Below are 20,947 nucleotides of genomic sequence, written 5' to 3'. Positions count from 1 at the left end.
GGGGCGAGATATGCTTGATATTCTGGGAACCATCGGCGGCAATATCCTAAGCTTGCCGGGCATTCTTGGCCTCGCCCTTGGCATGATGACCCGCCGTCTGTGGCTGGGCGCAATGTTGGGCGGTCTGGTCGGTGTGGCCGAAACCCTGGTATTTGCCGGGTTTCAGTTCGCCCATGTCGAAGCGTTGGAGCTGATGATTGCTATCGTGGTTGGCGTTTGTGCAGGCAGCGTCGGCACGATGATCCGGCTGAAAGGCGCAACCGTCTGACGGCGTTCAACCCCGGGCAAACAACGGATTGATATCAGACTCTCCGGACTGCGGTCCGGGGCGTTTTTCTGTTAGACCCTTGGCTTTCCATAATGACGGAAATCTCGGCATAATGACGAATATGACCTGCTTTTCGTCAAGATACCCCCTGCGAAATGACCATCCTCTGCGCCACTCTTGAAGGAAAACCAGAAAGAGGAGGCACGCAATGTCCTGGACTGTTTGCGTCGTGGGGGCTGGCAAGATCGGGCAGATGATCGCCACGCTTCTGAAAGGATCACCGAATTACAGCGTCACCGTCGCAGATCACGATCTGAAAGCGCTGGGCGAGGTTGCAAAGCTGGGCGTGGCCACCAAGCAGATCGATGCGAAAGACGCTGAGGGGCTAGCCGAGGGGCTGGATGGCTTCGACGCAGTCATCTCAGCAGCCCCGTTCTTTCTGACCCCGACCATTGCCAAAGCGGCCAAACAGGCGGGCGCGCATTACTTTGACCTGACCGAGGATGTCGCGGCCACCAACGCCGTTCGCGAACTGGCCGACGGAAGCCGAACCGCCTTCATGCCGCAATGCGGTCTGGCACCAGGATTTGTCGGCATCGCGGGTGCGTCTCTTGCGGCGGAGTTCGATCAGATCGACAGCCTGCACATGCGGGTGGGGGCCTTGCCGCTTTTCCCCACCAACGCGCTGAAATACAATCTGACATGGTCCACGGACGGGTTGATCAACGAATACTGCAATCCCTGCGAAGCCATCGTGAATGGTGAACGCGTCAAGACCGCGCCGCTGGAAGACTATGAGGTGCTGGGCCATGACGGGGTGGAATACGAATGCTTCAATACCTCGGGCGGGCTGGGGACATTGCCGGAAACGCTGGAGGGCAGGGCGCGGGCGGTCTCCTATCGCTCGATCCGTTATCCGGGCCATTGTGATATCCTGAAACTGCTGCTGCACGATCTGGGGCTGGAACGCCGCCGCGATCTGTTGAAAGAGATTTTCGAAGCCGCCCTGCCGCGTACCGATCAGGATGTGGTGTTGGTTTATTGCACGGCCAAAGGCATGATCGACGGAGCGCTACGCGAGAAATCCCTGATCAACAAAAGCTTCGCCCGCGAGATCAACGGACAGGTCTGGAGCGCCATTCAGGTCACCACCGCCGCAGGTGTTCTGGGCGTCGTCGATCTGATGCGCACCGGCGTTCTGCCTTCGACCGGGTTTGTCCGGCAAGAGCAGGTGAAGCTGTCCGATTTCCTGAACACCGAATTTGGCCGGCTCTATCGGGCCGGTGACGTAACCCCACAGAACAAGGCGGCCTGAGATATGAAAGATGTTGTGATGACTGCAGAAACCACTCTGGCAAACCTCGACCTGACCGCAGCAGACCTGACAGGCGGCACGCTGACGGTGCAATCCCCAATTGACGGGCGCGTTCTGGCCGAAGTGCACGAAACCCCGGCCTCTGAGATGGAGACCATCTTTGCCAATGCCAAAACCGCGTTCAAAGCGTGGCGCACGGTCCCAGCCCCGCGTCGGGGTGAGTTGATCCGACTGCTGGGCGAAGAACTGCGCGCCGCCAAGGACGACCTGGGCGCGCTGGTCAGTTGGGAGGCGGGAAAGATTACGTCCGAAGGTCTGGGCGAAGTGCAGGAGATGATCGATATCTGCGACTTTGCCGTTGGCCTCTCGCGGCAGCTGTACGGTCTGACCATCGCGTCCGAACGCCCCGGCCACCGGATGATGGAAACGTGGCATCCGGCAGGGCCGGTCGGGGTGATCTCGGCCTTCAACTTCCCGGTTGCGGTCTGGTCGTGGAACGCAGCGCTGGCGATTGTCTGCGGCGATCCGGTGATCTGGAAACCGTCCGAAAAATCGCCGCTGACGGCAATGGCCTGTCAGAAAATATTCGAACGCGCACTGGCCCGGTTTGGCGACGCACCCGACAACCTGCTGCAAACCCTGATCGGCGGGGCCGTTTTGGGTGAGACGCTGGTGGCCAGCGAAAACGTTCCGATCATCTCGGCCACCGGGTCAACCCGCATGGGCCGCGCAGTTGCGCCCATCGTCGCGGCGCGGTTCGGCAAGTGCATTCTGGAACTTGGCGGCAATAATGCAATGATCGTTGGCCCCTCGGCGGATCTGGAAATGGCGGTGCGGGCGATTGTGTTCTCGGCTGTTGGAACCGCAGGGCAACGCTGTACCACGCTGCGGCGGTTGATCGTGCATAACTCGATCAAGGATGAACTGGTTGCGCGCCTCAAGAAAGCCTATGCCGGTCTTCCCATTGGCGATCCGTTGGCCGAAGGGACTTTGGTTGGCCCCTTGGTGGACGAGGCATCGGGTGCCGCGATGACTGCTGCGCTGAAGGCGGCTGAGTCCGAAGGCGGCACCGTGTTTGGTGGCAAACGCGTGACCGCAGGGGTGCCTGGCGGTGTCTACATGGAACCTGCCATTGTAGAGATGCCCGGTCAGACAGACGTGGTTAAAACCGAAACCTTCGCCCCGATCCTCTATGTGATGGGCTATGACGAATTCGATCACGCGCTGGACTTGCAAAACGACGTCCCGCAGGGCCTGTCCTCGTGCGTGTTCACTCTGAACATGCGCGAGGCCGAGCAATTCCTGGCCGCAGCTGGATCGGATTGCGGCATCGCCAACGTGAATATCGGGCCGTCCGGGGCCGAGATTGGCGGTGCCTTCGGGGGCGAAAAAGAAACCGGTGGCGGGCGCGAAAGCGGCTCGGATGCCTGGAAAGCCTATATGCGCCGTCAGACCAACACCGTGAATTATTCGGCGGAACTGTCGCTGGCGCAGGGCGTCAAGTTCGACATCTGATCACGGTCCCGGCGGTGCGGATCGTGCCGCCGGGCCTTAGTCTGAAAACAGGTAATCCAGCTTCATGATGGACTGCGCCTTGTCGCTTTCCACACCCAGAAAGCGGGCAATGGCGGCCTCATTTTCGGCGCGGTCGGCGCTTTCGCGCAGGCGCAGATAGCCATCGATCCCGGCCTCGCGGATTTGCTGGGATTCATAGGCCAGATCATTGCGCAAGGTGGGCAACAGGCGGGAAACCGTCTCTGCCGGGCTGTTTTCACCCGCCAGCCCGACGCGGCGGGCGTGGCCAATCAGGTAGTCGTCGGAATAGTCGCACTCGATCTCCAGCACATGAGTCTTGGCCGCGTCACCGCAGAAATCCTGAATGACGTCCAGATTGGACGGGTCCAGACACAGCGCCAGTTGGGTTGACTCGAAATGCTGAAATAGCATTTGGACAACCGCCCGGCGATGGCGCGAGCGTTTGTTGAGTGTCGTCTCGATCCCGCCCAGATCGGGCAGGGGCGTGTCCTGTTCGTTGAACAGATACTCGACGCACGGGATGTCGGTTTCCGAGGCGATCTGATCCACCAGCCGTTTGGCCACGTGCCACTTTTTGCAGACGATCAGAAACAGTTCACGCTCGGGACCCAGCGTATTTCCGGCCTCCCAGAACCGCTGCCCGAACCGGCGGCCGACGCGGCCCCGCCCGGTCAGGAAGGCGTACAGGTTGCGCCCCTCATCCGAGATCGGGAAATCAACACCGGTGCTGGCATACAGCGCGCCCAGCCGGTCCTTCAACTCATGCGCCTCGGGGCTGATTTTGCGGGCAAACAGATAGTTCTGCCCCAACAGCATGTCGAAATGATCGTTATAGAACGTCACCGGCATTCCGTAATCCGAGAACATCAGGAAGGTCGGCGTGCGGTTTTCGATCTCACCCTTCGGGATCAGATGACGGACAAGCGTCTGAAAGAACGTCTCATCCGGGATCCAGGTGGTCGAGAAGAACCGGATCACGTCGCGGCGCTGTTGCAGGAACTCGAGGATCATCTCGACGGTGCGGCGGCGCAGGCACCACCATTGGCTGCCGATCATGACCTGAATGTCCTCGGGAATCTCGCGCGTCAGCTTGAAACGTTTTTGCAACTCGTAGGCCGCATAGAACCGTTTGGCCTGCGTACGTTCGTTGAAATAGTGGCGATAGATCAGCCGGTCTTCTTTCATCCCGGTCTTGATCCAGTTGCTGGCAAAGAAATCGTGGCTTTCGATGAAATCCCTGTCCTGCTCGTCCAGAAAATTATGCGTGTATTCCGCTGTCTTGATCGCCATGCAATCGCCCGACAGCATGTAGAAATGCGTGGCGCGGGGGAATGTCTCGACAGCCGCTTGCAGCGCATAAAGCGTGGCCTGCACCAAAGACCACTCACCCCAACCGCATTTGATGCGCTTGTCGGCGAAGGTGACATTCGGGTTGCCCTTCAGCGCGGTGCGGATCTTGTCATAATCCGCCTCACGCGCGCGGGCATCGAAATGGATCGCCATGCAATCGCCGGCAGCCGTCAACTGCTCGGCCTGCGCGATGATCGCGTCAGGGTCTTTGTGGCACAGCAGGATATAGGCAATCTTTGCCATTTGGTGTCGCGATTTCCGTTTTTGCCCGATTGCACCTGTGATACTGAGGATGAGCGATTGAATAAACAGAGTATTTTTGGTTTTTTGATTTCAAAAGCTGGCCTATCAACCTGATACCCGACCAGCATAGGAGGCACGCAGATGGGGTTTCCCGGCACCTGGATGACCGAGAGCGAAAGCATGGTTTACCGTGTGGTGCCGAAATGCGCGTGCTCGACCATTGGTCAGATCATGTATTACTCGGATCACGGGCAGTTCTTTGACGGCGATATCCACGACGCCAAGGACGGGATGCACAAATGGGCCTTCGATCAAAGCCAGGGTATGATCGCGGAAAATGTGCGCAATCACGGGTCGTATTCCTTTACCTGTGTGCGCAATCCGTACACCCGGATTCTGAGTTCCTTTTTCGACAAGATTTGCGGCATCCAGCGCAATGGCAAGAGGTATCGGGGCAATCTGGTGCCGACGCTGGTGTATAATTACGGGATCGAAGTGGGCGGAGATGATGGCAAGGGTGAGTTCGACCAGATCGCCAGCTTCCGCCGGTTCCTGCTGTTTGCCCGCGATACGATCCGCTGGCGGCGCCCGATGGATCCGGATATTCACTGGTCCGCCATGTCGGGGCATGTGTCGACCTTCATCGTGAATGGCGGGCGGTATGATCGCATCTTTTGGACCGAAAAGTTCAACGATGGGATGCAGGGCGTGCTGGACAGTCTTGAGACCCCACACGCCATTGATCTGTCCGCAATCCCCCGTTTCAACGAATCCGAAGGCCACGGCCCCAAACGCGCGCATCCGGTCGAGGACTATTTCGACGATCTATCGATGCATCTGGTCTATGAAATCTACAAACAGGATTTCGAGCTGTTCAAATACGATTTCGAAAACCCGGCCAACAAGATGCCCGTGGGTGAGATCGATCTGGACGAAGTGCACGCCAAACTGGGTGATTGAGGTGAAATAGTACCTCTGGCAGGGATGCATCTGCTTAGAACATGATTTGCACGTGAGTGTTTGCTTTTGAGCCCTTCGCAACAAATGCTGCGAACGGAACGAATGGCTGGTACTACGATTTGGCTAGGATGCAGTAAGAGGTTTACCAAACTCAATGCTCGAAAAGGTTCTGTGTCTTTGGGCGTGGGGATCACCTGAAACACCTATGCAGCGATTAGGTGCATTCTTGATGATGTTGGTGTCTGTTTTTGCCGCCGCAATCACTTTGGGTGCTGTTTCTCAGGCTCTCGACAAAACTTGGACCGTCTCAGGAGTAGCCACAAGTGTATTTGGTGTCGGAGTGATGTCACTCTTACTACCTACCGGGTTGGCTCACGGTCTTGCGGCGGCTTTTCCTCTGATTTTTGATCGTTGGAAGCATAAGCGAAACATGCAGTTGGGAGACTATGTGATGCTACAGCTGGATGGTCTTAAGTTCTTTTATTCGCTTTTAGGTTGGACTAGCTCACTTGGATTGGTCGCACTTATTGCGCATCAGCTAATGTCCTGGGTCGCATAGACCGTCGCGTTTCGTCAAACACTGCAGCCATTTGAGGGTTTGTTCCAAACGACCGCAAAGTCCGCACAGCAGAACAAAAACAGCCCACCGGATGGGTGGACCGTTTTTTGTTGAGCAGTTTGTAACTCAAACCTGACGCACCGCCCCTTTCGCGGCGCTGGTGGTCAGTTTGGCATAGGCTTTCAGCGCGGTAGAAACCTTGCGCTTGCGTGGTTCTGCCGGTTCCCAGCCCTTTTCGTCCTGCTCTGCGCGACGAGTGGCCAGTTCCTCATCCGACACCGCCAGATGGATCGAGCGTTTGGGGATGTCGATCTCGATCTTGTCACCCTGACGGACCAGACCGATCACGCCGCCTTCGGCCGCCTCGGGTGAGACATGGCCGATGGACAGGCCCGAGGTGCCGCCCGAGAAACGGCCATCGGTCAGCAGCGCGCAGGCTTTGCCCAGACCTTTGGATTTCAGATATGAGGTCGGATACAGCATTTCCTGCATCCCCGGCCCCCCGCGGGGACCTTCGTAGCGGATGACGACCACGTCGCCCTCTTTCACCTTGCCGGTCAGGATGTCACTGACCGCCTGATCCTGGCTTTCGCAGACATAAGCCGAGCCGGTGAAGGTCAGGCTGCTGGCATCCACACCTGCTGTTTTCACGATACAGCCGTCCCGGGCGATGTTGCCGAACAGCACCGCAAGGCCTCCGTCCTGAGAAAACGCGTGCTCCTTGGACCGGATCACACCGCCTTCGCGGTCGGTATCCAACTCCTTGTACCGGTTCGACTGGCTGAACGCCTGTGTGGTGCGCACACCGCCGGGGGCAGCTTTGAACAACTCCTGCGCGGCGGGGTTGTTGGCGATCTTGATGTCCCAATTGGCAATCGCCTCGCCCATGGTTGGCGTGTGCACCGTGCTGCAATGTTCGTGGAACAACCCGGCGCGGCTAAGCTCGCCAAGGATCGAGAAGATGCCACCGGCGCGGTGGACGTCCTCCATATGCACGTTCTCGGTGTTGGGCGCGACCTTACACAGGCAGGGGACATTGCGGCTGAGGCGGTCCATGTCGGACATGGTGAAATCGACGCCGCCTTCGTGGGCGATGGCCAGCAGGTGCAGAACCGTGTTGGTTGACCCGCCCATAGCGATATCCAGGCTCATCGCGTTCTCAAATGCATCGAAGGTTGCGATTTCGCGCGGCAGGAAGCCTTTTTCGTCCAGCTCATAATGCCGCTTGGTGATCTCGACGATGCGCCGACCAGCCTCAAGGAACAGGTTCTTGCGGTCTGCATGGGTGGCGAGGGTCGAGCCGTTGCCCGGCAGCGCCAGACCCAGCGCCTCGGCCAGACAGTTCATCGAGTTCGCGGTGAACATGCCCGAGCATGACCCGCAGGTGGGGCAGGCGTTTTCTTCGATATGCTGCACCTGCTCATCGGTAAAGCGGTCATCAGCGGCGGCGACCATGGCATCCACAAGGTCGATCTTTTTGGCGTCCAGATCGGCAATATCGATCTTGCCCGCCTCCATCGGCCCGCCCGAGACGAAAATGGCCGGGATATTCAGGCGCATCGCGGCCATCAGCATACCCGGGGTGATCTTGTCGCAGTTCGAGATGCAGACCATCGCATCGGCGCAATGGGCGTTGACCATGTATTCGACCGAATCCGCAATCACCTCACGCGAGGGCAGCGAATACAGCATCCCGTCATGGCCCATGGCGATGCCGTCATCCACGGCGATGGTGTTGAATTCCTTGGCAACGCCGCCTGCGGCCTCAACCTCGCGCGCGACCATCTGGCCCAGATCCTTCAGGTGGACGTGGCCTGGCACAAATTGCGTGAACGAGTTGACGATGGCGATGATCGGCTTGCCGAAATCGTCATCCTGCATGCCCGTGGCGCGCCACAGGCCACGGGCACCGGCCATGTTGCGGCCATGGGTGGAGGTTCTGGATCGGTACATTGGCATGATGCTGTTTCCCTATTGCCTCGGGTTGCATTGCGTCGAGATTGTGCGTTATAGCGCACGTATCACATGTGCGCTATAACGCACAAGAGGATTCGAAAGACAGCGATATGGCACCGGACGATATTACTCTGAAACTACGGGATGTGCGCGCGGCCTCGGGGCTGAGCCTGTCGAAAGTGGCTGAAATGACCGGTGTCAGCAAAGCCATGCTGGGCCAGATCGAACGGGGCGAATCCAGCCCGACCATTGCGACCCTGTGGAAGATCGCCAAGGGGTTCCAATTGCCGCTGAGCGCGTTGATCGGGTCGTCCGTTCTGCGCGATCCGGCCAAAGCGGGCGTGTTCCAGACCGTCACCTTTCCCGGCAGTCTCGAGGTCAAGATCGTCTTTCCCTTCGACCCGGCGCTGGGCGCGGAAACCTTTCACGTCCAGCTTGCCCCCAATCAAAGCCACGAGTCGCCCCCCCACGCCGCTGGCGTCACCGAAGAGGTCTTTGTCCTCAGCGGAGATCTGGAGATTCTGCGCGATGGGGAATGGCTGCCCTTGCAGACCGGGCAGGGCCTGCGCTTTGCCGCCGATCTGGCGCATGGATACCGGGCCGGTGCCCAAGGGGCAGCTTTTCTGAATATGCACCACTATTCGCAACAGCCTGACCATCTGAACGGAACCTGACCGCATGACCGCCTTGCTGGAAACCCTGACCATCGTGGACGCCATCGGGTCCTTCGGGGCGCTGATCGTGGTGGCGGCCTATTTTGCAACGCAGATGCGGATGATGAATTCCGACGATCTGACCTTTCCGGTCGTGAACCTGTTGGGCTCGGTGCTGATCGTCTATTCGCTGGTGCATAATTTCAACCTTGCCTCGATGCTGATCGAAGGGTTCTGGATTCTGATCAGTCTGATCGGGATTATTCAGCATTTTCGCCTGCGCCGGGCGTCAGAATAGGCCTATCCAGCCTTGAACCCCTATCCTGCCGGGTATAGGGAAAATTCAAGCTCGCTGAGGAGAGGCTTTGATGCAGGACGATCCGAAAACCCTGGTATCTACCGAATGGCTGGCCGCACATATCAAGAACCCGGATCTGCGGATTCTGGACGGGTCGTGGTATCTGCCTGCGCAGAACCGTGACGCCAGGGCCGAATATGAGGCGGGCCACATTCCCGGCGCGCGCTTCTTCGACATTGACGAGATTTCCGACCACCGTTCGGATCTGCCGCATATGGCACCGCCGGTGGAAAAGTTCATGTCGCGCCTGCGGGCCATGGGCGTGGGTGACGGCCATCAGGTGGTGGTCTATGACGGCGCGGGGCTTTTCTCGGCGGCGCGGGTCTGGTGGCTGTTCCGCCTGATGGGGCAAGAGAACGTCGCCGTGCTGGATGGCGGTCTGCCCAAGTGGCAAGCCGAAGAACGTGAGATCGAGGATCTGCCCCCCGTTATTCGCGACCGCCACATGACCGTACGGGTGCAGAACCAGATGGTGCGCGATGTTACGCAGGTCTCTGCTGCTGCCAAGCTGGCCGATCACCAGATCATCGATGCCCGTTCCGCCGCCCGTTTCGCCGGAACCGAGGCCGAGCCGCGCGAAGGCTTGCGCTCGGGCCATATTCCGGGATCGCACAACGTGCCCTTTGGCGACCTGCTGAATGGGGACGGCACGATGAAATCGCCCGACGATTGCCGTGCCGTGTTCGAGGCCGCAGGCGTGGACCTGTCGAAACCTGCGATCACCAGTTGCGGGTCAGGCGTGACCGCCGCAATCCTCAGCCTTGCGCTCGAGCGCATGGGCAAGAAAGACCACTCGCTTTATGACGGCTCCTGGGCGGAATGGGGTGCCTTCCCGACCCTGCCCGTCGCAACCGGAGAGACCTGATGTTCGAGAACCTCAAACCGCAGCCCGCCGACAAGATTCTGGCGCTGATGCAGATGTACCGCGAAGACCCGCGCGATCAGAAGATCGACCTGGGCGTGGGCGTCTACAAGAATGCCGAGGGCGTAACCCCGGTGATGCGTGCGGTCAAAGCCGCTGAACAGCGCATCTGGCAAGAGCAGGAGAGCAAGGCCTATACTGGTCTGGCCGGTGATCCGGCCTATTCGGATGCGATGATCGGCCTGATCCTTGGCAATGCAGTTCCGCGCGGCAATATCGCCGCCGTGGCGACCCCCGGCGGCACCGGCGCGTGTCGGCAGGCGTTTGAGATGATCCGTATGGCCAACCCCTCGGCCCGTGTATTTGTGTCGAACCCGACATGGCCCAACCACCTGTCGATCCTGAACTATCTGGGGATGGAGACGGTCCAGTACCGCTATTTCGACGGCGAAACGCGCGGCGTTGATTTCGATGGCATGATCGAGGACCTGAAAACCGCCACCGCAGGCGATGTGGTTCTGCTGCATGGTTGTTGCCACAACCCGACCGGTGCAAACCTGAACATGGTGCAATGGCAAGAGGTCGTGAACCTGATCAACGAGCGTGGCCTTGTGGCGATGATCGACATTGCCTATCAGGGTTTTGGCGACGGGCTTGAAGAAGACGCACAGGCAACCCGCCTGGTGGCCTCGTCCGTCAAGCGCTGCCTGATCGCGGCGTCCTGTTCGAAGAATTTCGGCGTTTATCGCGAGCGTACCGGCCTGCTGATGGCAATCAGCGATGATCCGGCGCAGACGGCGTTGAATCAAGCGACCCTGGCCTTCCTCAACCGTCAGAACTATTCCTTCCCGCCCGATCACGGTGCGCGGGTTGTGACCACGATCCTGAACGACGACGCCCTGCGTGCCGATTGGGCCGCCGAGTTGGAAGAGGTGCGCCTGTCCATGCTGGGCCTGCGTCAGCAACTGGCCGACGAATTGCAACGCCTGACAGGATCGGACCGCTTTGGCTTTGTCGCCCAGCATCGGGGCATGTTCTCGCGTCTTGGTGCCGCGCCGGAACTGGTCGAGAAACTGCGCGCCGATCACGGCATCTACATGGTTGGCGACAGCCGCCTGAACATCGCCGGTCTGAACGCAACAACCGTGCCGATTCTGGCACAGGCGATTGTTGACGTTGGGGTTTAGTCCAAACAACATTCCAAAAAGAAACCCGGGCACGAGCGCCCGGGTTTTTTTGTTGAGCAGATTGCAGCTTAGCCTTTCGAGAACTCCGGGTAGGCTTCCATACCCAGTTCTGCCATGTCCAGACCGTTGATCTCGTCTTCTTCGCTCACGCGGATGCCGACGGTTGCTTTCAGAACCATCCACAGGATCAGCGCGGCGACGAAGGTGAAGACACCGTAGGCAACGATACCGGTCAGCTGGGTGATCAGGTTGGCCTCGCCGTAGAAGATCACGGCGATGGTGCCCCAGATGCCTGCGAACAGGTGGACCGGGATGGCACCGACCACGTCGTCGATCTTGAACTTGTCCAGCATCGGAACCGCGAAGACCACGATGATACCGCCCACGGCACCGATCCACAGCGCGCCGAACAGGGTCGGGGCCAGAGGTTCAGCAGTGATCGAGACCAGACCGGCCAGCGCGCCGTTCAGCACCATGGTCAGGTCGGGCTTTTTATACAGGACCTGGGTCATGATCAGGGCGGCAACTGCACCTGACGCGGCGGCCATGTTGGTGTTGGCGAAGATGCGCGACACGTCGGAGACGTCACCCACGGTGCCCATCGCCAGCTGCGAGCCGCCGTTGAAGCCGAACCAGCCCAGCCACAGGATGAACGTCCCCAAAGTTGCCAGCGCCAGGTTCGAACCGGGCATCGGGTGAACCTTGCCGTCCTTGTACTTGCCGATACGCGGGCCAAGGATCAGACAGCCAGCCAGAGCGGCCCAGCCCCCGACCGAGTGCACGACGGTCGAACCGGCGAAGTCGGAAAAGCCCATGGCGTCCAGCCAGCCGCCGCCCCATTTCCACGACCCCGAAATCGGATACAGGATGCCGGTCAGCACGATGACGAAGATCAGGAAGGGCCACAGCTTGATCCGCTCTGCCACGGCGCCCGACACGATGGACGCGGTCGCAGCCACAAAGACCAGCTGGAAGAAGAAGTCCGAGCCGATCGAGGCATAGTCCAGGGCGGCTGCGGCAGGATCAACACCCACCGCATCAAGCACCGTCGGACCGCCAAGGGCAAAGAACCCATTGAAGTCGCCCGGATACATCGTATTGAAGCCGACCAGCCAGTACATGATCGCGGCGCAGGAAAACAGCGCCACGTTCTTGATCATCTGCATGGCCACATTCTTGGACCGCACCAGACCGCCTTCCAGCATGGCAAAACCTGCCGCCATGAAGAAGACCAGAAAGCCCGCCATCAGGAACAGCAGGGTGGTAAAGATATACTGGGTGTGCAGCGCGGCCTCGCCTTCTGCGGCCTCTTGCGCCAAACCCATCTGCGGCAGCACAACAAGCGCGGCAGCAGGGATGAGAGATTTCATCAGGTTCATGTGTTTTCCTCGGATTGAGTGTGAGTGTCGGCGCTTACAGCGCCTCTTCGTTGGTTTCCCCGGTCCGCACGCGCAGCGCCTGCTCGACATCGAGGACGAAAATCTTGCCGTCACCGATCTTGCCGGTCTTGGCGGTTGTGGTGATGGTCTCAACGATCTGGTCGGCCATCGTGGCGGGCACCACGATCTCGAGCTTGATCTTGGGCACGAAGTTCACGGCGTATTCGGCGCCGCGATAGATTTCAGTGTGACCGGATTGCGAGCCGAAGCCCTTAATTTCGGTCACCATCATGCCGCGCACGCCAGCCTGGGTCAGTGCCTCGCGCACCTCCTCGAGCTTGAACGGCTTGATTGTCGCAATGATCAGTTTCACGTCTTTCCCCTCTGCTTCTCCGGTCTGACCGGCTTGTTTGCACCTGCAGAAAAAGAGCGTGACCCGAGGCGGTAAGAAACGGTTTTGGGGCGTAATTCGGTTCAAAAATGACGCAAAGTTGCACAATTTTTGCACAAAACCTGCCATGCGTCTAAATTTTAGGCGGATATGGGAGGGGAAATTCCGGTAAATCGGACCTCAACATAGGCAGGCCACCGGGGTATGGTGGGCCAAAAGTATAACCGGGCAGAGTTTGAGCATGACTGAGTCCAAGCGCCGCAAACCGACATTGGTCGCGGATAAACGGTACCCGTCGAAGGGGCGCAAACCTTCGGCGACCAAGCGGGCTGCGAAACCGGCGGGCAAGAAATCGACCGCCCGCAAGACAACCACGCGCAAGACCGCCCGCAAGAAGACACGCAAACGCTCGAGCGGCAATGGCGGTGGGATTTTTCGCCGTCTTTTCCGTTGGATCTGGCGTCTGATCTGGGGTGTGACCTGGCGCGTCGGGGCCGTGGTGGCGATGCTGATCGCGCTGGCGGTCGGTGTGGTCTACACCTCGCTGCCCGATGTGGATGCCTTGCTGGACGGGCGTGCGCGGGGGTCTGTGACGCTGTTGGATCGTGACGGCAAGGTCTTTGCCTGGCGCGGTGATCAGTTTGGCGGTGTGATTACGGCGGACACCGTCTCACCCCATTTGAAGAACGCGGTGATCGCCACCGAGGATAAGCGATTCTATCGCCATTTCGGCGTCAGTCCGCGCGGCGTTGCCAGCGCCGTGCGTATCAACCTGAGCGAGGGGCGCGGGCCATTGTCGGGCCATGGCGGGTCCACCATCACCCAGCAAACGGCCAAGCTGTTGTGTCTGGGCGTGCCTTACGACCCGGCTAAGTGGGAGTCAGAGGCCGCTTATGAGTCGGACTGCCGTCAGGGCTCGTTATGGCGCAAGGGTAAGGAAGCCATTTATGCGCTGGCGATGGAGGTCAAATACTCCAAGGACGAAATTCTGACGATCTATTTGAACCGGGCCTTCCTGGGTGCAGGTGCGCGCGGGTTCGAGGCTGCAAGCCAGCGCTATTTCGGCAAATCCGCGGCCGAGGTCTCGCCGGCCGAAGCGGCGATGCTGGCGGGTCTTCTGGTTGCCCCGACACGCTATGCGCCCACCAACAGCCTGCAACGCTCGCAGGATCGTGCGCGGCTTGTGGTCGGGTTGATGGAGGATCAGGGTTATCTGTCCGGCGCGCAGGCCAGCGAGGCGCGCAGCCGCCCGGCGGAACTGTCCGAGGCTGCAGCAGCAAGGGCTGGTGGCTATTTCGCCGATTGGGTCATGGCCAGCGGGCCCGAGTTTTTCACCCGCAATACCACCGAGGATGTGGTGATCCGTACGACTCTGGACCAGCGTATTCAGAGATCGGCAGAAGAGGCGCTGCAATTCATCTTTCAGGAGAAGGTTCGGGAAGGGTCCAAGGCACAGGCGGCGATTGTGGTGATGTCCGCTGATGGGGCCGTGCGCGCGATGGTCGGCGGGCGCAAGACCCGCGTGTCGGGCGCGTTCAATCGCGCGACGCAGGCGCTGCGCCAAACCGGATCGTCCTTCAAGCCATTCGTCTATGCCACAGCATTGGAGCTGGACTATTCGCCCTATGACATTGTGGTCGATGAACCCTATTGCGTCGACATTCCGGGGTCGGGCAACTGGTGCCCCAAGAACTATACGAACAAGTTTTATGGCCGCGTGACGCTGGCCGATGCCCTGAAGAACTCGCTGAACATTCCCGCTGTGAAAGTGGCCGAAGTGGCCGGGCTGGACAATGTGCGCACCGTGGCCAGCGGCTTCGGGATTGCCAGCGATCTGGCGCAGGGACCGGCGCTGGCGCTGGGCGCATCCGAAAGCACACTGATCGAGATGACCGGGGCCTATGCGGGTATCCTGAACGGTGGGTCATCTGTGGAACCATATGGTCTGACCGAGTTGAAGCTGCTGGGCGATGACACGCCGGTCATGGTGACGACCACCGGGATCGGTGAGCGGGTGATCAATGACAACGCGGCCAAACAACTGACCTGGATGATGGAGCGTGTGGTCTCCGAAGGCACCGGTGGCCGGGCGCAATTGCCCGGATGGCAGGTGGCGGGCAAGACCGGGACGACTCAGGCCGCGCGGGATGCGTGGTTCATTGGCTTCACGGCGGATTACGTGGCGGGGGTTTGGATGGGCTATGACGACAACACGCCGCTGTCCGGTGTCACAGGCGGCGGGTTGCCTGCCGAGATCTGGAAAGAAACCATGCTGCGCGTGACCGAGGGGATGACGCCAACACCTTTGCCCATGATCGTGCCGGAACCACCGGTTCAGGTCGCGCAACCGCAACCCCGACGCCGCCAAGGTGGCGGCTTTGAACGGGCTATCAATAACCTGATCCGGGATATCTTCGGCGGGAACTGATACGAAAAAAGGCGGCGCACTGGGCACCGCCTTTTTCAATTCTATTGGGGCAGCTTACAGGCTGGCATCCAGCGCCGCGATGATCGCCGCACCCATTTCCGTGGTCGAAACCGGGGTCACGCCCTCATCTGCCAGCAGGTCGCCGGTGCGAACGCCATCGGCCAGAACTTTCTCGATCGCCGTTTCCAGACGGGTGGCTTCATCGCCCTGATCAAAGCTGTAGCGCAGCGCCATGGCGAAGCTGAGGATACAGGCAATCGGGTTGGCCTTGCCTTCACCCGCGATATCGGGGGCCGAACCATGCACGGGCTCGTACATCGCCTTGGGGCGGCCGTTGGCCATCGGTGCGCCCAAGCTGGCCGAGGGCAGCATCCCCAGCGAGCCGGTCAGCATCGCGGCACAATCCGACAGGATGTCGCCGAACAGGTTGTCGGTCAGGATCACGTCAAACTGCTTGGGCGCGCGCACCAGCTGCATCGCGCCATTGTCGGCATACATATGGGACAGTTCAACCTCGGGGTAATCGGCGGCGACGCGGGTCACAACCTCACGCCACAGGATGCCCGATTCCATCACGTTGGCCTTCTCCATCGAGCACAGCTTTTTGTTCCGGCGCATCGCCAGTTCAAAGGCCGAGCGCGCGGCGCGTTCGATCTCGGATTCGGTGTAGCGCTGGGTGTTGATGCCGACGCGTTCGTTGCCTTCCTCGAAGATACCGCGCGGTTCGCCGAAATAGACGCCCGAGGTCAGCTCGCGCACGATCATGATGTCTAGGCCAGCGACGATGTCTTTCTTCAGCGACGAGAAATCGGCCAGCGCGTCAAAGCACTGGGCCGGGCGCAGGTTCGAATACAGGTCCATTTCCTTGCGCAGGCGCAGCAAGCCGCGCTCGGGCTTGAGGCTGAAATCCAGATCGTCGTATTTCGGACCGCCTACGGCACCCAGCAGCACCGCGTCGACCTCTTGCGCCTTGGCCATGGTTTCGTCCGACAGGGGTTTGCCGTGGGCATCATAGGCCGCACCACCGACCAGATCCTCGCTCACGTCAAAGTGAAGGCCGCGATTGGTGCCGAACCAGTCGATGATTTTGCGCACTTCGGCCATAACTTCCGGGCCAATTCCGTCTCCGGGCAGGATGAGGAGCGAGGGGTTGGACATGAAGGGTCTCCTTGCGTTTCACAGCTCAGGCCCTAGCGTCTGCGCCGCAGCGGGTCAATGAGACGATCCGGCAGAATCACGAGGAAAACACATGTTGATACCGGGAAATCCCGTCCCAAGCCTGAAAATCGAAACCGTGGGCCATGGAAGTTTTGATCTGGATGCCGACAAGGGCGAAAACGGCACGCTGGTGATTCAGTATCGCGGCCTGCATTGCCCGATCTGCATCAGGCAGATGGGTGAGGTTGAAGCCGCGCTGGACGACTTCGCCGCGCTGGGGCTTGAGGTCATCATGCTGAGCACCGACACCGCCGAACGCGCTGCGGAAACCGTGGCAAAAGCGGGCACGACCCGGCTGCGCGTCGGGCACAGCCTGCCGCTGGCCGCTGCGCGGGAAGACTGGGGCCTGTATCTGTCCAAAGGTCGCGAAGGCACCGCCGAGGCCGCGTTCTTTGCAGAACCGGGGCATTTCTACATCGCCCCCGACCGGACGCTGTATTTCGCCTGGCAGCAATCGACCCCGTTTGGCCGCCCCTCGGTCGCTGACATGCAGGGTGGTATCAAATACGCGCTGGACAATGGCTATCCGCCGCGCGGCACCTATACCGGCCCGCTTTAAAGGCTGGCTTTCAGCCCGTCGGCCAGCAAGTCCCAGACCCTGCGAATGCGCGGGGTCTGGCGCATCGCTTGCGGCGCGGCAAGCCAGACCGGCAGGATCGGAATCTTTACATCCAGCGGCAGAACCTCGACCAGAGGGTCCTCTTCGGCGACCTGAACCTGACTGAAGCCGATACCGCACCCGGCGCGGATCAGCTCCCAATAGGCGCTTTGCAGATCGCAGCGGGTGGCAAAGCTGTCCTTGCTGGCGGGCCATCCCTTTTCCTGCATCTTCCGGATGATGTCTTCGTTGGCGTCGAACCCGACCAGATCGTGATGGAACAGATCCTCGGGCGTCTTGGGTCGTCCGACGCGGTTCAGGTAAGTTGTGGCCGCGCAGAAACACAGCGGGACATCACCAAGGTAGCGCGACACGATATCCATCTGTTCGGGACGATACATGCGCACGGCGATATCGGCCTCGCGATAGAGCAGGTTTTCAGTTGCGTCCGTTGCGACCAGTTCCAGCTGAATGGCCGGTTCCTGCTGTCGGATATGCGCCAATATGGGCGGCAACAGGTGGTGAGAGGCAAAGACGGAAGCGGTGATCCGCACCGTGCCCTCCAGCTCTTGCGACTGGCCTGCCGCCGTCATGCTGAACGCGTTCATCGCCTGATGCATCTGCCGCGCCATGGGCAGCAGCTGGTTGCCCACATCGCTGAGTTTCAGCCCCCGCGCGTGCCGGTCAAACAGCGACACGCCAAGTTCCTCCTCCAGCGCATGAATCTGCCGGCCCAGTGTCGGCTGGCTGCGGTCCAGTTGCCGCGCGGCGGCGGACAGAGACCCGGTTTCGGCCACCGCCAGAAAGCTTTGGATCAGCGACCAATCGGCATGGGTAAGCGCTTTGTCCATTCAGACATGAATACATGATCTGCGTTTGCCGGCAATTCCCTGAATCATGTGCAAGGTTAAGTTGGTCCCCACAGGAGGGCACCATGCAACACACCGTACTGATACTCGGCGCCAGTGGCCGGTTTGGCCGCAATGCCGAACTTGCATTTCGCAAAGCCGGTTGGACCGTGCGGAAATTCAATCGCGAGGCTGACAAGCTGGATCAGGCGGCGCGTGGCGCGGACTTGATCGTCAACGCCTGGAACCCGCCATATACTCAGTGGGCCCGTCTGGTGCCGGGCCTGCACCGGCGGGTGATTGACGTGGCTGAACGCACCGGCGCAACGGTCATCGTACCGGGCAATGTTTATGTATTCGGGGCGGATACTCCCGACCCGTGGTCCGCGGACAGTCCGCATTTGGCCCGGAACCCTTTGGGTCGTATCCGAATCGATATGGAGGACGCCTATCGCCGTTCAAGCGCGCGGGTGATCATCCTGCGGGCCGGGGATTTCATCGACACGTGTGCGTCGGGGAACTGGTTTGATCAGGTGATGATCAAGGGTCTGTCGAAAGGGCGACTGACCTATCCGGGCAACCCCGATATTCCCCATGCATGGGCGTACCTGCCTGACCTTGCAGCGACGGCCGTCATGTTGGCCGAGATGCGGCAAGACTTGCCTCGGTTCTGCGATCTGCCATTTGCCGGATATACGCTGACCGGGCGCGAGATTGCGCAGTCTCTGTCGCGGGTGACGGGGGGTGATGTGGCGCTCAAACGGATGCAATGGTGGCCCCTGCAGCTTGCCTGTCCTTTCTGGCGCATGGCCCCGCATCTGCTTGAGATGCGATATTTGTGGGATGTGCCGCACCGGCTGGACGATACGGCCTTGACCACGTTGATCGGCCCGGTGCCGCATACCGATCTGGATCAGGCGATGCGTACAGCGATACCATCAGAGCAGACCGCGACTGCGGTGCCTCATGGCATCGAGACATCCACCCAGACCAGCCGATGACGGCTGGCCCGTTCGGCGCTGTCCCTTTTCGCATCACTCGGCGCGGGCCAGAAGACACCGGCATCAACAACCTTCAGATCGGCTGAGGGCAGAACGTAATCCACCCGCAACTCCCCCACCGCCTTCCAATGGACCGTGGCCCTGTCGCCCGCGAGGGATTTCGGCTGCGGATCCTGCAGGCGCGGGTCCGAGAGAAGGTTGGCGATGGTCTCTCTGCGCCCATCGCTGTGATTGGGATCCAGATTGGCATCCCCAGCGATCACAAACGGATCGGTCGGGGCTGGGCCAATGCCACCATCCATCAGCACCGACCAGAGCCGGATCTCATCCCGGTTGCGCAGGCCGTTGCGATCCTCGGGGCCGTCGAACACGGGCGGGGTTGCGTGAAAGGTCATCAGGTTCAGACGGCCCGAGGGGGTGTTGATCGGCACGACCCAATGGCCGGTCGACGACAGGCGCTGCGCCGCTTGTGCCTGCTCGGACGGGTACGGTGCACCCTCGGCCACGGGCAACTCGGCCCCCGGTAGATCGCGCCACAGAAGGTCCGAGAAATTCCGCACCTCGGACATCGCAATCTCATAACGCGACAACACCGCCAGCCCGCCATGCCCGGTAAACAAGCCCCATCCCTGCGAGTCTCCCGGACCTTGCGTGCGGCCATCCCCATCCAGATCAAGCCCGCTGTCCTGCCCGGTATTGGGCTGCGCGGTAAACTGATAGGGGTAATCCAGCCCGGCCTCTCTGAGGCTTTCTGCCAGAGCCGTCAGGGCCATCGCGTTCATGTCCCAGTCGATGCCTTGCAGCGCCACGATGTCGGGCCCCGTGGCCACAAGCACATCGATGACCGCAAGCACCTGCGCCTCGTCGCGCTGAATGTCGCGCAGCAGCAGGCCGGGGCCTTTCCGGCTGAGCTCGGTGTTGAAGCTGGCAATGCGCACCACATCTGCCTGCGCCGCGACGGGCAGCAACAGCAGGATCAGGGCGCGGATCATGCGGCCTGAGTTGTCTCGGATGTTGAGTAAGCGCGGCGCTTTTCCACGATCAGCCCGGCGATACGCAGGGTCGCCATGCCACGCATGATCATGCTGGCGGGCAGGAAGGCCCAGGCGCTCATGGTCCAGATCAGGGTCTGCGGGTTGTTCAGCGAAATCGGCGTCACGAAATTGGTCAACAGCTTGATCACGGCCGGGATCAGGAACGGCAGCAGGATACCGATGCAGATGTTCAGACGACCGTCACGCTGCAGGCGGCTGACCACGTCACCGCCTTTGGTGGGGTCGAACAGCGGCAGGTTGGTCCAGACGTTGAAGGCCCCGTTGCCAGTGGGCCAGCCGCGCAGTTTCACCGCATAGGCAAAGCTGGCAATCGTGACCAGAGCGGCGACATAGGCGACACTCGCTGTGATCCGCACCAGTTCAACCAGCGGCGCGCTGGCGTCGGCAGGCAACATCAGAACGATCAGCCGGACGGGTGAGTACGGGAAGTCCACCACATTGGCGACGGCCAGACCCATAGAATACGAGAATGTGGTCAGATCGGTTGGTGCATAGCCATTCTTGCAGACCAAAGTCAGGAACGTGACCATCGACATCAGGCCGACAAAACGCAGCCGATTCACCGGCGGGGCGTCGCGGAATTCGATAAAGCTGGGAAAGGCAGAGTTGTATTCGGCAAAGGTCAGGATGAACGCGAGGATCGCGAGGAAGACCACTATCTCGGTCCCGTTCGTCGATGATACAGGCAGGTACAACGCGGGTGTCAGCACCAGAAGTGCAACCAATATTCCACGTATCGCCGCCCCAGTTGTGCGCGCAATCACTATCCGAACCCTTTTTCA

At 60.2% G+C, this 20,947-nt stretch carries 20 protein-coding genes; 12 read left to right on the top strand and 8 right to left on the bottom strand.

The genetic code is table 11. The features are described 5' to 3' along the window. Nucleotides 1-10: 10 nt before the first annotated feature. The 3 genes from ACR0AC_RS18110 (at nucleotide 11) to amaB (ending at nucleotide 3,098) form a co-directional block, all read left to right on the top strand. Nucleotides 11-268, top strand: coding sequence for a hypothetical protein (locus ACR0AC_RS18110; RefSeq protein ID WP_170455933.1), 258 nt, complete (start codon nucleotides 11-13; stop codon nucleotides 266-268). A gap of 208 nt (nucleotides 269-476) precedes the next feature. Further along, entirely contained in the window at nucleotides 477-1,583 is a 1,107-nt protein-coding gene (locus ACR0AC_RS18105) for a saccharopine dehydrogenase family protein (protein WP_480875280.1), read from the top strand. Between the two features lie 18 nt (nucleotides 1,584-1,601). Beyond that, nucleotides 1,602-3,098 carry an L-piperidine-6-carboxylate dehydrogenase gene (amaB, locus tag ACR0AC_RS18100; RefSeq protein ID WP_480875277.1) on the top strand — a complete coding sequence of 499 codons (1,497 nt, stop codon included), beginning with the start codon at nucleotides 1,602-1,604 and terminating at the stop codon, nucleotides 3,096-3,098. A 36-nt stretch (nucleotides 3,099-3,134) separates the two neighbouring features. On the opposite strand, the gene ACR0AC_RS18095 is transcribed toward amaB, so the two are convergent. Then, complete coding sequence (locus ACR0AC_RS18095) at nucleotides 3,135-4,712, bottom strand: DUF5928 domain-containing protein (protein ID WP_480875274.1); 1,578 nt, start codon at nucleotides 4,710-4,712, stop codon at nucleotides 3,135-3,137. A 141-nt stretch (nucleotides 4,713-4,853) separates the two neighbouring features. Here ACR0AC_RS18095 and ACR0AC_RS18090 point away from each other — a divergent pair, with 141 nt between their 5' ends. Next, complete coding sequence (locus ACR0AC_RS18090; RefSeq protein ID WP_170455924.1) at nucleotides 4,854-5,672, top strand: sulfotransferase family protein; 819 nt, start codon at nucleotides 4,854-4,856, stop codon at nucleotides 5,670-5,672. Between the two features lie 154 nt (nucleotides 5,673-5,826). Beyond that, nucleotides 5,827-6,231 (top strand): hypothetical protein, encoded by a 405-nt coding sequence (locus ACR0AC_RS18085; RefSeq protein WP_480875271.1) that lies wholly within the window; start codon nucleotides 5,827-5,829, stop codon nucleotides 6,229-6,231. Between the two features lie 126 nt (nucleotides 6,232-6,357). On the opposite strand, the gene ilvD is transcribed toward ACR0AC_RS18085, so the two are convergent. Then, nucleotides 6,358-8,190, bottom strand: a complete 1,833-nt coding sequence (ilvD, locus tag ACR0AC_RS18080) for a dihydroxy-acid dehydratase (RefSeq protein ID WP_170634564.1) — start codon at nucleotides 8,188-8,190, stop codon at nucleotides 6,358-6,360. Nucleotides 8,191-8,297: 107 nt separating this feature from the next. Between ilvD and ACR0AC_RS18075 the strand changes: the two genes are divergently transcribed. The 4 genes from ACR0AC_RS18075 to ACR0AC_RS18060 all read left to right on the top strand — a co-directional run bounded on the left by ACR0AC_RS18075 (nucleotide 8,298) and on the right by ACR0AC_RS18060 (nucleotide 11,247). Continuing rightward, a complete protein-coding gene (locus tag ACR0AC_RS18075) occupies nucleotides 8,298-8,861 on the top strand; it encodes a helix-turn-helix domain-containing protein (protein WP_480875268.1) in 564 nt (187 codons plus the stop codon). Between the two features lie 4 nt (nucleotides 8,862-8,865). Continuing rightward, a complete protein-coding gene (locus ACR0AC_RS18070; RefSeq protein WP_170455916.1) occupies nucleotides 8,866-9,138 on the top strand; it encodes a CBU_0592 family membrane protein in 273 nt (90 codons plus the stop codon). Nucleotides 9,139-9,208: 70 nt separating this feature from the next. Next, nucleotides 9,209-10,063, top strand: coding sequence for a 3-mercaptopyruvate sulfurtransferase (sseA, locus tag ACR0AC_RS18065; RefSeq protein ID WP_480781901.1), 855 nt, complete (start codon nucleotides 9,209-9,211; stop codon nucleotides 10,061-10,063). After that, nucleotides 10,063-11,247 (top strand): amino acid aminotransferase, encoded by a 1,185-nt coding sequence (locus ACR0AC_RS18060; protein WP_480585860.1) that lies wholly within the window; start codon nucleotides 10,063-10,065, stop codon nucleotides 11,245-11,247. Before sseA ends, ACR0AC_RS18060 begins: the two co-directional genes overlap by 1 nt. Before the next feature lie 68 nt (nucleotides 11,248-11,315). Here ACR0AC_RS18060 and amt read toward each other — a convergent pair whose 3' ends face one another. Continuing rightward, a complete protein-coding gene (amt, locus tag ACR0AC_RS18055; protein WP_480875263.1) occupies nucleotides 11,316-12,626 on the bottom strand; it encodes an ammonium transporter in 1,311 nt (436 codons plus the stop codon). Nucleotides 12,627-12,660: 34 nt separating this feature from the next. Further along, nucleotides 12,661-12,999 (bottom strand): P-II family nitrogen regulator, encoded by a 339-nt coding sequence (locus ACR0AC_RS18050; RefSeq protein WP_170434072.1) that lies wholly within the window; start codon nucleotides 12,997-12,999, stop codon nucleotides 12,661-12,663. A 259-nt stretch (nucleotides 13,000-13,258) separates the two neighbouring features. On the opposite strand from ACR0AC_RS18050, the gene ACR0AC_RS18045 reads away from it, so the two are divergent. Beyond that, entirely contained in the window at nucleotides 13,259-15,445 is a 2,187-nt protein-coding gene (locus tag ACR0AC_RS18045; RefSeq protein WP_480875260.1) for a transglycosylase domain-containing protein, read from the top strand. 54 nt (nucleotides 15,446-15,499) lie between these two features. Here ACR0AC_RS18045 and leuB read toward each other — a convergent pair whose 3' ends face one another. Continuing rightward, nucleotides 15,500-16,603, bottom strand: coding sequence for a 3-isopropylmalate dehydrogenase (gene leuB / locus ACR0AC_RS18040; RefSeq protein WP_170738013.1), 1,104 nt, complete (start codon nucleotides 16,601-16,603; stop codon nucleotides 15,500-15,502). A 91-nt stretch (nucleotides 16,604-16,694) separates the two neighbouring features. On the opposite strand from leuB, the gene ACR0AC_RS18035 reads away from it, so the two are divergent. Continuing rightward, a complete protein-coding gene (locus tag ACR0AC_RS18035; protein ID WP_480875258.1) occupies nucleotides 16,695-17,222 on the top strand; it encodes a redoxin domain-containing protein in 528 nt (175 codons plus the stop codon). On the opposite strand, the gene ACR0AC_RS18030 is transcribed toward ACR0AC_RS18035, so the two are convergent. Beyond that, nucleotides 17,219-18,112 carry a LysR family transcriptional regulator gene (locus ACR0AC_RS18030; RefSeq protein WP_170455902.1) on the bottom strand — a complete coding sequence of 298 codons (894 nt, stop codon included), beginning with the start codon at nucleotides 18,110-18,112 and terminating at the stop codon, nucleotides 17,219-17,221. The genes ACR0AC_RS18035 and ACR0AC_RS18030 overlap by 4 nt on opposite strands. 83 nt (nucleotides 18,113-18,195) lie before the next feature. Between ACR0AC_RS18030 and ACR0AC_RS18025 the strand changes: the two genes are divergently transcribed. After that, nucleotides 18,196-19,110, top strand: a complete 915-nt coding sequence (locus ACR0AC_RS18025; protein WP_480875255.1) for a Rossmann-fold NAD(P)-binding domain-containing protein — start codon at nucleotides 18,196-18,198, stop codon at nucleotides 19,108-19,110. Here ACR0AC_RS18025 and ACR0AC_RS18020 read toward each other — a convergent pair. Together ACR0AC_RS18020 and ACR0AC_RS18015 are read right to left on the bottom strand one after the other, a co-directional pair. Continuing rightward, nucleotides 19,074-20,102, bottom strand: a complete 1,029-nt coding sequence (locus tag ACR0AC_RS18020; protein WP_480875252.1) for an endonuclease/exonuclease/phosphatase family protein — start codon at nucleotides 20,100-20,102, stop codon at nucleotides 19,074-19,076. The two genes, ACR0AC_RS18025 and ACR0AC_RS18020, sit on opposite strands and share 37 nt — an antisense overlap. Next, a complete protein-coding gene (locus tag ACR0AC_RS18015) occupies nucleotides 20,099-20,929 on the bottom strand; it encodes a hypothetical protein (RefSeq protein WP_170455896.1) in 831 nt (276 codons plus the stop codon). Before ACR0AC_RS18015 ends, ACR0AC_RS18020 begins: the two co-directional genes overlap by 4 nt. Nucleotides 20,930-20,947: the final 18 nt, after the last annotated feature.

It is taken from the genome of Ruegeria sp. H7, assembly GCF_056532945.1.
This window is presented reverse-complemented; position numbering and strand designations above follow the sequence as displayed.

Coding starts and splice junctions, on each gene's coding strand:
- amaB (WP_480875277.1), top strand. CDS start 1,602: ATGACTGCAGAAACCACTCTGGCAAACCTCGACCTGACCGCAGCAGAC.
- ACR0AC_RS18060 (WP_480585860.1), top strand. CDS start 10,063: ATGTTCGAGAACCTCAAACCGCAGCCCGCCGACAAGATTCTGGCGCTG.
- ACR0AC_RS18085 (WP_480875271.1), top strand. CDS start 5,827: ATGCTCGAAAAGGTTCTGTGTCTTTGGGCGTGGGGATCACCTGAAACA.
- ACR0AC_RS18095 (WP_480875274.1), bottom strand. CDS start 4,712: ATGGCAAAGATTGCCTATATCCTGCTGTGCCACAAAGACCCTGACGCG.
- ACR0AC_RS18025 (WP_480875255.1), top strand. CDS start 18,196: ATGCAACACACCGTACTGATACTCGGCGCCAGTGGCCGGTTTGGCCGC.
- ACR0AC_RS18030 (WP_170455902.1), bottom strand. CDS start 18,112: ATGGACAAAGCGCTTACCCATGCCGATTGGTCGCTGATCCAAAGCTTT.
- ACR0AC_RS18110 (WP_170455933.1), top strand. CDS start 11: ATGCTTGATATTCTGGGAACCATCGGCGGCAATATCCTAAGCTTGCCG.
- ACR0AC_RS18070 (WP_170455916.1), top strand. CDS start 8,866: ATGACCGCCTTGCTGGAAACCCTGACCATCGTGGACGCCATCGGGTCC.
- ACR0AC_RS18035 (WP_480875258.1), top strand. CDS start 16,695: ATGTTGATACCGGGAAATCCCGTCCCAAGCCTGAAAATCGAAACCGTG.
- ACR0AC_RS18105 (WP_480875280.1), top strand. CDS start 477: ATGTCCTGGACTGTTTGCGTCGTGGGGGCTGGCAAGATCGGGCAGATG.
- sseA (WP_480781901.1), top strand. CDS start 9,209: ATGCAGGACGATCCGAAAACCCTGGTATCTACCGAATGGCTGGCCGCA.
- ACR0AC_RS18090 (WP_170455924.1), top strand. CDS start 4,854: ATGGGGTTTCCCGGCACCTGGATGACCGAGAGCGAAAGCATGGTTTAC.
- ACR0AC_RS18045 (WP_480875260.1), top strand. CDS start 13,259: ATGACTGAGTCCAAGCGCCGCAAACCGACATTGGTCGCGGATAAACGG.
- amt (WP_480875263.1), bottom strand. CDS start 12,626: ATGAACCTGATGAAATCTCTCATCCCTGCTGCCGCGCTTGTTGTGCTG.
- ilvD (WP_170634564.1), bottom strand. CDS start 8,190: ATGCCAATGTACCGATCCAGAACCTCCACCCATGGCCGCAACATGGCC.
- ACR0AC_RS18020 (WP_480875252.1), bottom strand. CDS start 20,102: ATGATCCGCGCCCTGATCCTGCTGTTGCTGCCCGTCGCGGCGCAGGCA.
- ACR0AC_RS18075 (WP_480875268.1), top strand. CDS start 8,298: ATGGCACCGGACGATATTACTCTGAAACTACGGGATGTGCGCGCGGCC.
- leuB (WP_170738013.1), bottom strand. CDS start 16,603: ATGTCCAACCCCTCGCTCCTCATCCTGCCCGGAGACGGAATTGGCCCG.